Source organism: Gordonia sp. SGD-V-85, from assembly GCF_001456905.1.
GTDB classification, from domain to species: domain Bacteria; phylum Actinomycetota; class Actinomycetes; order Mycobacteriales; family Mycobacteriaceae; genus Gordonia; species Gordonia hongkongensis.
Map to the genome: position 1 here is coordinate 223,841 of NZ_LNQO01000007.1, position 13,320 is coordinate 237,160.

Annotated in this window: 15 protein-coding genes; 9 read left to right on the top strand and 6 right to left on the bottom strand. The window is 68.6% G+C overall.

Going from position 1 to position 13,320, the window contains the following annotated elements; genetic code table 11:
* Positions 1-103 precede the first annotated feature (103 nt).
* On the top strand, positions 104-550 hold the full coding sequence (locus AS181_RS10880; RefSeq protein WP_139114205.1) for a hypothetical protein: 447 nt from the start codon (positions 104-106) through the stop codon (positions 548-550).
* 25 nt (positions 551-575) lie between these two features.
* Here AS181_RS10880 and pdxH read toward each other — a convergent pair whose 3' ends face one another.
* On the bottom strand, positions 576-1,271 hold the full coding sequence (gene pdxH / locus AS181_RS10885; protein WP_249146423.1) for a pyridoxamine 5'-phosphate oxidase: 696 nt from the start codon (positions 1,269-1,271) through the stop codon (positions 576-578).
* Between the two features lie 167 nt (positions 1,272-1,438).
* Between pdxH and AS181_RS10890 the strand changes: the two genes are divergently transcribed.
* From AS181_RS10890 to AS181_RS10915, 6 genes are all read left to right on the top strand, one after another.
* Entirely contained in the window at positions 1,439-2,566 is a 1,128-nt protein-coding gene (locus AS181_RS10890; RefSeq protein ID WP_058251601.1) for a citrate synthase 2, read from the top strand.
* 175 nt (positions 2,567-2,741) lie between these two features.
* The gene (locus AS181_RS10895; protein WP_058251602.1) at positions 2,742-2,999 is read left to right on the top strand and encodes a hypothetical protein; all 258 of its coding nucleotides are present in this window, start codon (positions 2,742-2,744) and stop codon (positions 2,997-2,999) included.
* Positions 2,996-3,637, top strand: coding sequence for a hypothetical protein (locus tag AS181_RS10900; RefSeq protein WP_058251603.1), 642 nt, complete (start codon positions 2,996-2,998; stop codon positions 3,635-3,637). Before AS181_RS10895 ends, AS181_RS10900 begins: the two co-directional genes overlap by 4 nt.
* Positions 3,638-3,822: 185 nt before the next feature.
* On the top strand, positions 3,823-4,968 hold the full coding sequence (serC, locus tag AS181_RS10905) for a phosphoserine transaminase (RefSeq protein WP_058251604.1): 1,146 nt from the start codon (positions 3,823-3,825) through the stop codon (positions 4,966-4,968).
* A 233-nt stretch (positions 4,969-5,201) separates the two neighbouring features.
* Positions 5,202-6,167: a septation protein SepH gene (gene sepH, locus AS181_RS10910; protein ID WP_058251605.1), complete on the top strand. Its 966-nt coding sequence runs from the start codon at positions 5,202-5,204 to the stop codon at positions 6,165-6,167.
* The gene (locus AS181_RS10915) at positions 6,168-6,935 is read left to right on the top strand and encodes a DUF6928 family protein (protein ID WP_058251606.1); all 768 of its coding nucleotides are present in this window, start codon (positions 6,168-6,170) and stop codon (positions 6,933-6,935) included.
* Here AS181_RS10915 and AS181_RS10920 read toward each other — a convergent pair.
* Both AS181_RS10920 and AS181_RS10925 read right to left on the bottom strand, forming a co-directional pair.
* Positions 6,932-7,231: a DUF2537 domain-containing protein gene (locus AS181_RS10920; RefSeq protein WP_058251607.1), complete on the bottom strand. Its 300-nt coding sequence runs from the start codon at positions 7,229-7,231 to the stop codon at positions 6,932-6,934. The genes AS181_RS10915 and AS181_RS10920 overlap by 4 nt on opposite strands.
* Positions 7,228-8,082 (bottom strand): TrmH family RNA methyltransferase, encoded by an 855-nt coding sequence (locus AS181_RS10925; protein ID WP_058251608.1) that lies wholly within the window; start codon positions 8,080-8,082, stop codon positions 7,228-7,230. The genes AS181_RS10920 and AS181_RS10925 overlap by 4 nt, the downstream gene beginning before the upstream one ends.
* An 80-nt stretch (positions 8,083-8,162) precedes the next feature.
* Here AS181_RS10925 and AS181_RS10930 point away from each other — a divergent pair, with 80 nt between their 5' ends.
* Positions 8,163-9,386 carry a GNAT family N-acetyltransferase gene (locus tag AS181_RS10930; RefSeq protein ID WP_058251609.1) on the top strand — a complete coding sequence of 408 codons (1,224 nt, stop codon included), beginning with the start codon at positions 8,163-8,165 and terminating at the stop codon, positions 9,384-9,386.
* A 1-nt stretch (position 9,387) separates the two neighbouring features.
* Here the strand turns inward: AS181_RS10930 and AS181_RS10935 are convergent, their stop codons facing one another.
* Positions 9,388-9,852: a MarR family winged helix-turn-helix transcriptional regulator gene (locus AS181_RS10935; protein WP_058251610.1), complete on the bottom strand. Its 465-nt coding sequence runs from the start codon at positions 9,850-9,852 to the stop codon at positions 9,388-9,390.
* Positions 9,853-9,957: 105 nt separating this feature from the next.
* Positions 9,958-11,526, bottom strand: a complete 1,569-nt coding sequence (locus tag AS181_RS10940) for an NCS2 family permease (RefSeq protein ID WP_058251611.1) — start codon at positions 11,524-11,526, stop codon at positions 9,958-9,960.
* 24 nt (positions 11,527-11,550) lie between these two features.
* On the opposite strand from AS181_RS10940, the gene AS181_RS10945 reads away from it, so the two are divergent.
* Positions 11,551-11,799 (top strand): DUF2530 domain-containing protein, encoded by a 249-nt coding sequence (locus AS181_RS10945; RefSeq protein WP_058251612.1) that lies wholly within the window; start codon positions 11,551-11,553, stop codon positions 11,797-11,799.
* On the opposite strand, the gene AS181_RS10950 is transcribed toward AS181_RS10945, so the two are convergent.
* Entirely contained in the window at positions 11,796-13,307 is a 1,512-nt protein-coding gene (locus AS181_RS10950) for an APC family permease (RefSeq protein WP_058251613.1), read from the bottom strand. The two genes, AS181_RS10945 and AS181_RS10950, sit on opposite strands and share 4 nt — an antisense overlap.
* Between the last annotated feature and the right edge of the window lie 13 nt (positions 13,308-13,320).

Below are 13,320 nucleotides of genomic sequence, written 5' to 3' on the forward strand. Positions count from 1 at the left end.
CCACCTGTGGAGAGTGGGCGCCGAGTGTTGGGCGGCCTCCGCTAAGGTCGTTCCGCCCGGGGAGCACTCGCACCTTGGTCGGGGATCGAAGAAGGGGACGAGTATGGGTATTCGACGCTGGACGACGATGGTGACGGTCGCGGTGGCCGTCGTGCTGGGACTTGCCATCCCGGGGACGGCGCACGCCAGCCCTCGGTATCCGACCGCCGGTGATCGGATCACGGTGCAGGTCGCCTCGGATCAGCAGAGCACCTACAGCTACTGGTGGGTCGACGGCCTCAACCGGATGTCGCCGCGCACCGTCGGGGTAGGCATGAACCTGCGCGATTACAACCCGAAGACCAGGCTGTGGTCGACCACAACCACTTTCACGTCCCATAAGAAGCGGCAGCAGACAGCCGCGAACATCACGTCGTGGGGCGGTTACGCTCGCTGCACGATCTGGGTGAACGGCGTACGCGTCGCGCACCATGTGTACCGGGCACCGATCTTCGCCCAGGCGCAGTGCGGTATCGCCAGACTCGACCCGAACCGCCTCGACTACCGCTGACGGCCCGCAGAACGGGTGTCGACGCTCAGGGTTGCAGCCGTTCGGCGCGCCAGGAGTGATCGACGTGGGTCAGCCGAACACGGTTGTGCAGGCGGTTCGCTCGCCCCTGCCAGAACTCGACCTCGACCGGGACGATGCGGTATCCGCCCCAATCGGACGGGACCGGCACGTCCGCGCCGCCGTCGAAGCCGCCGTAGGCGTCCGCGAGGTTCGCTGCCTTCTGCTCGAGTTCGACGCGGCTGCCGATGGGCCGTGACTGTTCCGACGCCGCGGCCGACAACTGGGATCCGCGGGGCCGCAGCTCCCAATACGCCTGGACCTCTTCAGCACTGACGTGTTCGACCGGACCGCGGAAGTGCACTTGGCGCTCGAGTCCGATCCAGGGGAATGTCACCGAGGCATAGGGATTCGCGGCCAGGTGCCGGCCCTTGTCCGAGTCGTAGCCGGTGAAGAAGACCACTCCGTTCGCGTCGACTCCCTTGCACAGAACGGTTCGGGTCGACGGCCGGCCGGCCGCGTCGACGGTGCCGAGGACCATCGCGTTGGGTTCGGCGATCCGGGCGTCGACGGCTTCGCGCAGCCAGACACCGAACAGATCCAGCCACGGCGGGTCGCCGCGAAGCCAACTCGGATCGAGGTTCTCGCGGATACCGTCGGCACCGGCGGCGCGGTCGCCCTCACCGATGTTGGGTGGGATCCCGCCGCCATATCCGACACGCATGTTCGGCAGGTCGATGGGGTCGCGCGACTGGTCCGGCACTTTCCTGACGCTACTCCGACCTCGGTCGTTACTCCGGGGTACACGCGGGGCGTCGTGCTGATCTACAGTTCCACGTGGATTGCATCCCCGCGGATGCACGACACGGACGTCGAGTGAGGTGGGTTGCCATGGCCAACACTGTTCCCGAGGATTTCGTCGCCGGACTCGAGGGTGTGGTTGCCTTCACGACCGACATCGCCGAACCGGACAAGAACGGCGGCAACCTCCGCTACCGCGGCGTCGACATCGAGGACCTGGTCGAGAACAAGGTGACGTTCGCCGACGTGTGGGCCCTCCTGGTCGACGGCAGGTTCGGCGACGGCCTACCGCCGGCCGAACCGTTCCCACTGCCGATCCACACCGGTGACGTACGCGTCGACGTCCAGGCTGCGCTCGCCATGCTCGCCCCTATCTGGGGTTACCAGCCGCTCCTCGACATCGACGACGAGACCGCCCGCGACAACCTCGCCCGCGCGTCGGTGATGGCGCTGTCGTACGTGGCGCAGTCCGCGCGCGGCATCCACCAGCCCGCGGTCCCCCAGCACGTGATCGACGAATGTGACACCGTCACCGCACGATTCATGACCCGCTGGAAGGGCGACCCCGATCCCCGGCACATCGCCGCGATCGACGCCTACTGGGTCAGCGCCGCCGAGCACGGCATGAACGCGTCGACGTTCACCGCACGGGTGATCGCATCCACCGGAGCCGATGTCGCGGCCTCGCTGTCGGGCGCGATCGGCGCCATGTCCGGCCCCCTCCACGGCGGCGCCCCCGCACGCGTGCTGCCGATGATCGAGGAGGTCGAGAACACCGGTAACGCACGAGGACTCGTGAAGGGGATCCTCGACCGCAAGGAAAAGCTCATGGGCTTCGGGCATCGCGTCTACCGCGCGGAGGACCCGCGTGCCCGCGTGCTCCGCCGCACCGCACAGGAATTGGGCGTACCCCGCTTCGAGATCGCCGCCGCACTCGAGCAGGCCGCGCTCACCGAGCTCCGGGAACGACGCCCCGACCGCGCCATCGAGACCAACGTCGAGTTCTGGGCGGCGGTCATCCTCGACTTCGCCGAGGTGCCGACGCACATGATGCCGGCGATGTTCACCTGCGGCCGGACCGCCGGCTGGTGTGCGCACATCCTCGAGCAGAAGCGTCTCGGCAAGCTGGTCCGCCCGGCCGCGATCTACACCGGCCCGAGCCCCCGTCGCCCCGAGGACGTCGAGGGCTGGGGTGACGTCGTGAAGCCGGGCCTGTAGGTCCGTTCCACCAGAATCGCTACTTCCCCCATAGATTCGCTATTCACAGATAGCGAATCTGTGGTCGAGGTAGCGACCCTGTGGAGGCCACTCGGCTGTGGACAACGTCTGAGTGAATTCCACAGGGACGCCCAGGCACCCGCAATCGGACCGGGGCGGCCTCACCATCGAGCGCATGCCCGACAATCACGTGATCCGACGGTCCGCTCTCGCAGCCCGTCTCGGGGAGGACGAGATCCGGTTGCGTCAGGAGACTGGCGCGCTGCGGAGCGTATGGCGAGGTGCGGTGCACCTCGGACCCGCGCCCGACGACGAGCTCGAACGCTATCGCCTGAAGATCCGCGGCGCCGTGGCCGTCGGCGGGAACGGACGCGTGGTCAGCCACGAGTCCGCCGCCGCGCTCCACGGCATCCCCTCCTCCGACCGGACATGACCACAGTCCACTTCACCTCGTCCAAGACCGGTCGTACCGGGGACAAGATCCACATACACCGCGACAACCTGCCGGACGAGCAGGTGATGTCCGTCGACAACGTCCGGGTGACGACGCCGGCCCGCACGGTCGCCGACGTGGCCCGCCTGGGGACGTTCGAACAGGCAGTCTGCTGCCTCGACAGTGGTCTCCGCTCTGGCATCACACACGCCGAGATCCAGGCCGTCGTGGCGTCGAGCATCAAGATGAAGGGCATCCGACAACTGCGTCAGGCGCTCTCGATGGCCGACGCACGATCCGAAAGCGTAGGCGAATCCTTCAGCCGCGCAACGATGATCGCCGTCGGACTCCCGCTCCCCGACCTCCAGGTGACCATCCTCGACGGCGACGGCAGGTTCGTTGCCCGCGGCGACTTCGGCTGGGACGACAAGGTCATCGGCGAGTTCGACGGCAAGGTCAAGTACTCGGGACAGTTCGGCACGCCCGCGTCGGAAACGGTGGTCGACGAGAAACGACGTGAGGACGCCATCCGGCGAACGGGGCGGCTCGTCGTGCGGGGGACGTGGCAGGACCTCCTGGACCCGCATCACTTCCGTGGCCTCATCACAGATGCCCTCCGCGATGCGGGACTCGTCTGACGTGCCCGCCCCAGAAGCCCTACTCGACCCAGAGGTGCGCTACTTCCAGGTAGCGCACCTTTCGATGAAACAGCGATTCTGCATGGGGCCACCGGCGCAGAGATCGCCGCTGCACCACCCGGCTGCCGACACCTAACCCGAGGCGCCCCCACAGGTGGCGAGGGCCACTCCCTAGAATTGCCGTCATGAGCGAAGCCGCCACCGCATCCATCACCCTGCCCGCCGACCTGCTGCCGTCGGACGGCCGCTTCGGATGCGGGCCGTCGAAGGTTCGCCCCGAGCAGTTGCAGTCCCTCGTCGACACCGGCGCGTCGGTGTTCGGCACCAGCCACCGTCAGGCACCGGTGAAGAACGTCGTCGGCTCGATCCGCGAGGGTCTGTCGAACCTGTTCTCGCTGCCCGAGGGCTATGAGGTCGTGATCTCCAACGGCGGCACCACGGCATTCTGGGACGCCGCGGCGTTCGGCCTGATCAAGCAGCGTTCGCTGCACCTCACCTATGGCGAGTTCTCGTCGAAGTTCGCGACGGTCTCGAAGAAGGCCCCCTTCCTCGACTCCCCCGCAGTCATCTCGACCGACCCCGGCACCGCGCCCGACCCGGCCGCGCTGACCGTCGACGACTTCGGCGGCGTCGACCTCATCGGCTGGGCCCACAACGAGACCTCGACGGGCGTCGCGGTGCCCGTCGTCCGTCCCGCCGGTTCGGATGACGCGCTCATCGCCATCGACGCCACCTCGGGTGCGGGCGGCCTGCCCGTCAACGTCGCCGACGCCGACGTCTACTACTTCGCGCCGCAGAAATGCTTCGCCGCCGACGGCGGGCTCTGGGTCGCGCTGATGAGCCCGCGGGCGCTCGCACGCATCGCCGAGATCGCCGAGACCGATCGCTGGTGCCCGGAGTTCCTGTCGCTGCCGACCGCCGTCGACAACAGCAGCAAGAACCAGACCTACAACACCCCGGCCGTCGGATCGCTGCTGCTGTTCGCCAACCAGATCGAGTGGATGAACAACAACGGCGGCCTCGACTGGTGCGTCTCGCGCACCGCTGATTCCAGCTCGCGTCTCTACCAGTGGGCCGAGGCGAGCGAGTTCGCGACGCCGTTCGTCACCGAGGCGGCCAACCGCAGCCAGGTCGTCGGCACCATCGATTTCAACGACGATGTCGACGCCGCGGCCGTCGCGAAGATCCTTCGCGCGCACGGGGTCGTCGACACCGAGCCGTACCGCAAGCTCGGCCGGAACCAGCTGCGCATCGGCATGTTCCCGGCCATCGAGCCGGAGGACGTCAGCAAGCTCACCCAGTGCATCGACTACATCGTCGAGCGCCTCTGATCCCCTGCTCGACACCTCGTCGCCGGCGCGCCGCACAGATCGTTGCGGCGCGCCGGTGGTGCTTCACCGAACCGGTAGCCTGGTTCCCACAGACCACATACGACGCATCGATCGCTGGCGTCGCTTGCGCCCCACGCGTGCTGAACTGCGGTTTTGCCGCGTGTCCCACAGTGAACCGGCAGATCGGTGAGTTAATGTGACCCCAATGCGTGCACCGACCGGAGGAGGAGCAGATGCGTGAGCTCCGCGTCGTCGGGGTGGAAACCGACGGCTCCCATGTCATCTGCCAGGACCCGCAATCGGGCGAGAAATTCCGCATCGCCTCCGACGAACGCCTCCGCGCCGCCGCCCGCGGCGACATCTCACGACTGGGACAGATCGAGATCGAGATGGAGAGTGCATTGCGGCCACGCGAAATCCAGGCACGAATCCGAGCGGGTGCAACCGTCGCCGAGGTGGCGGCCGCAGCCGGGGTGGGTGTGGACAAGATCGAACGCTTCGCCCACCCGGTCCTCCTCGAGCGCAGCCGCGCCACCGAACTCGCCGGCGCCGCGCATCCCATCCGCCATGACGGCCCGGCAGTGGCGACCCTGGTCGAGTCGGTCGCCGAGGGACTCCTCGCCTACGGCCAGAATCCCAACGACGCCGACTGGGACGCATGGAAGGGCGACGACGGGTACTGGGTGGTCCAGGTCGCGTGGAGCGTCGGACGCACCGACAACCTGGCGCACTGGCGCTACCAGCCGGGATCGCACGGTGGCAGCGTCGACCCGCTCGACGACCTGGCCGACGAGCTCACCCATCCCGAGACCATCGCGCCCCGTCGTCGGCTGACCCCGGTCGCCACCCCCGAAGTCGCTGTCGAGACGACCCCGGACGGACGCGAAGAGGTCACCATCGACGCGGCCTCGATCATCGGCGCGCAGCGCGCCCGCCACGACCGCCGCACCGCGGCCGAGGACGACGGCGCCGTGCCGTTCGACTTCGGATTCGACGACGAGCCGTCCGCCGCCACCGCCGAAGCCTCGGACACGGACGACACGGCGGCCACTCCCACCGCCGCCGACGCCGACGCCGACGACTCGGTGCCCGCACCGTCGTCCGGCCCCGAACGTCCGCGCCGCAAGAAGGCACGTAAACCGGCTGTCCCGGCGTGGGAGGATGTCCTGCTCGGCGTGCGCAGCAACGGGAACAGCTGAGTGTCCTCCGCACGCGCGGCCACGGTCTGGTTCATCGACACCGACGACCCGGCCGCGATCCTCCGCTCGCGTCCGGCCAACGACTCCCAGCACGCCCAGCAGGTTGCGACGACCGTCTTCGGTGACAGCGTCCTGGTCCCGCTCGTCGACACCGATCTCGCGTCCGCTGCCGCGGTCCGCGACACCCACGTCTATGCCGGGTTCTACGGTCCGCTCGCCGTCGTGTCGTGTTCGCTGTTCGAGACGACCACGCCGTCGACGCTGACCCGCGCGCTCGCGCGAATCCGCCCCAGCGCGACCACGACCCTCCTCTACACCGAGCCCGACTCCTCACTCGGAGTGTTCGCCCGGTGGGAGTCGGGGACGCTTCGACGCTCCTTCGCCGCCGACCCGGTCACCATCCACGAGGACCACGGCCTGCCGTTCACGTTCGAGAAGCCGTTCTGGGGTGGCGAACACCCGCTCAGCCACGCCGAGGGCGTGCCCACCGCACCCATGTCGCTCCCCTTCCATCCCGCGCACCTCGCCGAGGAATCGAACCGTGCGTGGCTCGGGTTCCGCTACACCCACCCGCTCGCGGAGTCCGATCTCGACCCGGCCCAGATCACCGTCACCTGCTTCGCGTTGCACCCGACCGAATACGAACCGACCGCGGCCGACTACGAGAACTACCGCGCCGCAACGGCTTCGCGCGCCCGGGAGCGGACGGGATCGCCCGGTCAGGACGCGCGCAAGCGCGGGCGCATCCGCGAGTACTTCGGGTTCTAGGGTGCGGGGCGTCCCAGCGCGAGCAGCGCGATCGACGACGCGACCCCGGCGAGGAAGCCGAGCAGCAATCCCCACACGACCCACCGCCACACGGGCCGCGCCCGGAACTCCCAGAGGGTCCACCCGAGTCCGCCCGCGACGACCAGTACGGCGGCGATTCCGAGGAACCGCAGGATCTCGCCGATGAGCAGGTAGACGCCGACCAAGACGAATGCGGCGAACAGCGCGCACGAGGCACCGACGATCAGCCCCAGGGCCCACGGCGTCGGTTCGACACCCTCCCGCTCGACGGTCACAATCCCATGGTGCCCGACCGGGCGCGCTCGTAGAACGCAACGGCCGCAGCGGTCGCCACGTTCAGCGAGTCGGTGCCCCGGCTCATCGGGATTCGCGCCTTCACGTCGGTGGCCGCCATCGCCGATGCGGTGAGACCGGGGCCCTCCGCACCGACCAGGAAGCCGACCTTGTCGGCGGTGACGGCTTCGGCCAGTGTCACGGCGGCGGGATCGGGCGTCAACGAGACCAGCTGGAAGTCGCGTTCCCGCACCAGGTCCAGACCGCGCGGCCAGTCGTCGAATCTCGCGAACGGCACGAGCAGTGCGTGGCCCATCGACACCCGCACGCATCGGCGGTACAGCGGGTCGGCGCAACCCTGACCGAAAAGCACTGCGTCGACGCCCAATCCGGCGGCGTTGCGGAAGATCGATCCGATGTTCTCGTGGTCGTTCACACCTTCGAGGATCGCGACGGTCCGCGCGCTCTCGAGGACCTCCGGCACCGTGAGCACGGGCGGTCGGCGCGACACGGCGAGCACGCCGCGGTTGAGGTGGAAGCCGACGATCTCGGCCATGACCTCGGCGGTGGCGCGGAAGAACGGGACACCGGCCAGCCCGGGATCACAGAGATCGGCGTCGAGCTCGTCGAGGCGTTTCGCGACACCGAGGAAGGCGTGGGTCGCGAACCGTGACGCGATCATCCGCTGGGCGACGAGAACGCCTTCGGCGATGACCAGACCGCGGCCCGGGCGCCCGCCGGGCAGAACCGGGAGATCGGGCCGTCGGTCGACGGAGTTGAGGTCGCGGAAGTCGTCGACGCGCGGGTCCTCCGGGTCGTCGATGTCGATCACGTTCACTGCGAGCCCGGGCACCGCAACAGTCTGCCACCCGGACGAAACCGGCAGCGCACGGGTGTGAAACTGTGGAGGGCGTGACCAGCGATTCGACTCCGATGTCACGTCTGACCCTCACCCGCGCCACCGACGCGGACTGGGCCGACATCATCACCACCGATGCCCGCGCGTTCGCCATGCGCAATCCGCTGCCCGACGACGAGGTCGCCGATCTGCGCGGCAAGGTCGCCGACGACGACGTCGTGCTGGTGCGCGACACCGGGTTGGACACGCAGCCCCTCGTCGGGGTGGCGATGTTCTACCGGATGTCGATGTCGCTGCCCGGCGGTGGCGTGTCCGACGCGGCCGGACTGTCGTGGGTCTCCGTGGCGTCGACCCACCGGCGACGCGGCATCCTCCGCCGCATGCTCACCGAACTCGTCGAGCAGTGGGAATCGGAGAAGTACACCTTCGGAATCCTCACCGCGAGTGAGGGCACCATCTACGAACGCTTCGGCTTCGGACCGGCATGCTTCGCGAACTCGGTGTCGCTGAGCCCGGGCGCACAGATGCGAGCGGCCCAGCCCGACGATGCCACCGTCCGGTATGCCGACGCCGACGCGGTGGCCGCCGCGATCCCCGACCTCCACGCACGGTGGACGCTGACCACCCCGGGCGCGCTCACCCGCACCCCCGCCTGGTGGAATCCCATCCTGGCCGACCGGGCGTCGGAGCGACCGCTGTCGGCGAGCGGTCTGCACTACCTCCTCCACGCCGACGGCTACGCGAGCTATCGCATCTACAAGGACGAGACCGGGGCGGTGCGCGGCGAGGTCAACGAGGTCTTCGCGGTCACCGACGACGCTCACACCGATCTGTGGCGCGTCCTGATCAGCCTCGACCTCATCCCCTCGCTCAGCGCGACCATCCCGGTCGACGACCCGCTGTCGCAGAAACTCGTGAATCCGCGGTCGGTCTCGGTGACCGGGACCGCCGACACGATGTGGCTGCGCATCCTCGACGTCCCGGCCGCACTCGGTGCCCGTCATTATGCCGCCGACCTGGACGCCGTGATCGAGGTGACCGACGAATTCCGCGGGCACGGAGGCGTTTTCGACATCTCGGTACGCGAGGGCGGGGCGATCGTCGCGCCGGCGAAGTCGGGAGCGACGCCCACCGTCTCGCTCGACATCTCGGTGCTGTCGAGCATCTACCTCGGCGGGATCCGACCCTCGGCCTTCGCGGCGGCGAGACGGCTGCGCGTCGACTCCCCGGCGACGCTGCGCGCGCTGGATCACGCGTTCATGACCGACCGCGCACCCTTCTCGGGCACGTTCTTCTGAGTCAGATCGCGCGTGAGCGCGGGACGTCGGTGTCGGCCTGCCCGAGGATCTTGTTGGCGATGCGCACGGCCTCGCGCAGGATGTCCCGCTCCTCGGCGGACAGTTCCGCGAGGCGGTCGCTCAACCATGCCGTGCGGGCGGCGAGTTCGTCGGTCACGACTTCGACGCCCTCCGGGGACAACGTCACGATGGCCTGACGGCCGTCGGTGGGATGGGGTTCGCGCTTGATCATCCCGAGATCCGACAGCGAGGCGATGACCCTGGTCATCGACGGCGGGCGGACCCGCTCGGCGGCCGCGAGCGCACCTGGTGTCATCGGGCCCTCGTGGTGCAGCGTGTTGAGGGCGGACAGCTGAGTGAGCGAGACCAGCTTGTTCTCCCGCCGACCTCGGAGTCGGCGCGCCAGGCGCACCACGGCGAGGGACAGGTCGCCGGACAGACTTCCGTCACCATAAGGTGCATGCATTGCCAAATCGTAGGCCAGGAAATCGGCCTCACTGCCCGTCCGCGACGAAATTGAACCGGGTGGACGACACCGAAACGGGCAAACCCGGACAGATGACCAAGTCCGTCAGCCGATGAGGTCGGAGATCGGTCCGCGCGCGAAGTAGGCGACGAAGATCGCGGCGACGAACCAGAGCAACGGATGCACGGTGCGGGCCTTGCCCGCCGCGGTCGCCATCACGACCCAGCTGATAAAGCCGATGCCGATGCCGTTGGCGATCGAGTAGGTGAAGGGCATCGTGACCACGGTCAGGAAGGCCGGGAGCGCATAGTCGAGCCGCTTGAAGTCGACGGTCGTGAGCTGGCCGATCATCATCGCGCCGACGACCACCAGCGCGGGGGCGACCGCCTCGAGCGGGATCACCTCGTAGAGCGGTGTCAGGAACATCGCGACCAGGAACAGGATTCCGGTCACCACGTTGGCGAGGCCGGTGCGCGCACCTTCGGCGATACCGGACGCAGACTCGACGAACACCGTGTTCGACGACGCCGAGGCGGCACCGCCGGCGATGGCGCCGGTCCCCTCGACCACCAGCGCACGCCCGACCCCGGGCAGGTTGCCCTTCTCGTCGGCGAGCCCGGCCTCCTTGCCGAGGCCGGTCATCGTGCCCATGGCGTCGAAGAAGTTCGAGAGCACCAGCGCGAACACCAGCACCGACGCCGCGAGCACACCGATCCGGGTGAACGCGCCGAACAGGTCGACGTCACCGATCAGGCTGAGATCGGGCAGACCGCCGAGGGCGCTCGGGATGTCGGGCACGCTGAGACCCCAGCCGGAGGGGTTGGCGACGCTGGACCCGTAATCGAAGATCCGCTCCAGCACGATCGACAGCACCGTAGTGATCGCGATACCGATCAACAGGCCGCCGGGGACCCGACGCACCACCAGGACGCCCATCAGCAGCACCCCGACCGCGAAGATCAGTGTGGGGATCGTGGAGATCGAGTTGTCGCTGCCCAGCTGCACCGGGACGGTGGTGCCGGCGGCGTCGGGAATGCGCTTGACGAATCCCGCGTCGACGAAACCGATGAACGCGATGAACAGGCCGATCCCCGCCGCGATCGCGGCTTTCAGTTCGGCGGGCACCGCGTTGAACACCGCGGTGCGGAATCCGGTGACGGCCAGCAGGACGATGATGATGCCGTCGACGACCACCAGACCCATTGCCTCGGGCCAGGTCACCTGCGGCGCGATGGACACCGCCAGCAGGCTGTTGATGCCGAGACCCGCCGCGATCGCGAACGGATAGTTGGCGACCAGGCCGAACAGGATCGACATCACGCCCGCGACGAGCGCGGTGACCGCGGCGACCTGCGCCAGCGGCAGGACGTTGCCCAGGACGTCGGTGTTCTTGTCACCGCCCGGGATACCGCCGATGATGATCGGGTTGAGCACCACGATGTAGGCCATCGTGAAGAACGTGACCAGGCCACCGCGGAACTCGCGGTTGATCGTCGAACCACGTTCGGAGATCTTGAAGAACCGGTCGAGCGGGCCGCGCGGGACCGCCGAATCCGGCCCCGGGGTGGTCGCGGGAAAGTCGGGCTCGGTGGGGAGGTTCCCCCTCGACGTGTCCGCACCCGGGATGTCGGAGGACCTCAGATCGCGAGACTCACTCGGCTCATCGTGTGGCACGTTCCGAAAGCTACCCTGTTGTCCATGTCCACGACACTCGAGATCCCCGAACTCCCCCGCGCGCTGCGCGCCCCGGAGCCGGTGATCGTGGTCGGGATGATCGGGTGGGTGGTGGCGACCGTGATCGTCGCCCTCACCGATCTCGGTGGCGACCGCGCGCTGCCGGTGTGCCTGGTGGGCCTGGCCGTCGGTCTGCTCGGGACGACGATCGTCCTCGTCCAGCGCGCCGGTGTCCGACGCGGTGATCGGGGCGCGCAGGAAGGTCTCGACTAGCTTCTGTCCGGTTCAGCCCCGTCCGGTTCTGCGGCCGCGGCGAATTCGTCGACACCGGGTTCGTGTTCGAGGACGCGACCGGGTCCGAACAGCAGGGCGACGAAGTAGATGCCGCCCGCCGCGATCAGCCCGAGCACGATCAGGGTCGGCACCCGCGCGTCGTCGGGCGTGACGAGTACGAGCAGGGCGACCCCCACCCAGAGCAGCGCGGCGACGGCGACCGGCATCTCGAGACGTCCGAGACTGAACCCACCGGACTTGCGCTCCAGACGCTTTCGGACGACGAGGTACAGCACGACGGTCCCGCCGTAGATGAGCGCGGGCAGGATCGTCGACGCGATGATCAGCTCGATCAGCGCCGCCCCGGGCAGGGCCAGCATCAGCACCACCCCGACGCCGAGGATGAGCAGCGTCGCCGGCACCGGGGTCTGGGTCCGGGGGTTCACCCTGGCCATCAGCCGGTGCGCCGGGAAGCGCCGGTCGCGGGACATCGCGAAGACCTGCCGGGCGCAGGCCGCCATCACCACCATGCCGGCGCCGAACATCGCGAAGACGATGCAGGCGAGCAGGATTCGCTCGGCGACCGGCCCGAGTTGTTCCCGGATGATCGCGGCGACCGGCGACCCGTCGGCCGTGACCGCCCGGACGTCCTCGATCGCCGTGGTCAGGACGATGAGGAAGACCAGTCCCAGGGCTGCGGCGGCGACCACCGATCCGACGATCGCCCGGGGCACGCTGCGGAACGGATCCTTCGCCTCTTCGGCGAGGTTGGCCGCGGAATCGAAGCCGACCAGGGTGGTGAGTCCCATGACCATCGCGGCCATCACCCCGCCACCGATCGCCCAGTAGTCCGGCGCACCGGCGGCCATCCCCTCGGACACCAGATTGCCCGGGTGACCGCTTCCGCTGAACACCATCACCGCCGCGAGCACCAGGATCAGGATCGCCACGATCGCCAACTCGACCGCGACCGCGCCGGAGGTGAACAGGCCGAGCAACCGGGTCGAGGCGATCACCAGCACGGCCTGGATGACGAGCACGACAAGGGTGATGACGCGGGCGACGTCCTCGTCCTCGGCCATCCCGGCGAGCGGCATCAGCGCCTGACTGGCCAGCGCGTTGTCCATGGCGACCACGCCGATCGCGAGGTACCAGAAGCTCAGCCAGCCGAAGAACCAGCCGATCTTCGGGTTCGCCAGCCTCGACGCCCACTGATACGACGACCCGCTCAGTGCGATTCGGGCGGCGAACTGGGCGACGACCAGCGCGATCAGGGTCTGGCCGACCGCGGCGACGATCCACAACCAGATCCCGACCGGACCCGCCGTGGCGAGCACGCTGCCGTAGGTGGCGAAGATCCCGACCGCGACGGAGATGAACGCGAAGGAGATCGCGAACACCGCGAACCCGCCGAGCGTCCGGCGCAGCTCCGGACGGTACCCGCTGGTGCGGATCTCGTCGGGTGATCCGCTGCCGGCACCCGCCGGGGTGACCACGTCCTCCGCCATGGCGGTCCCTTTC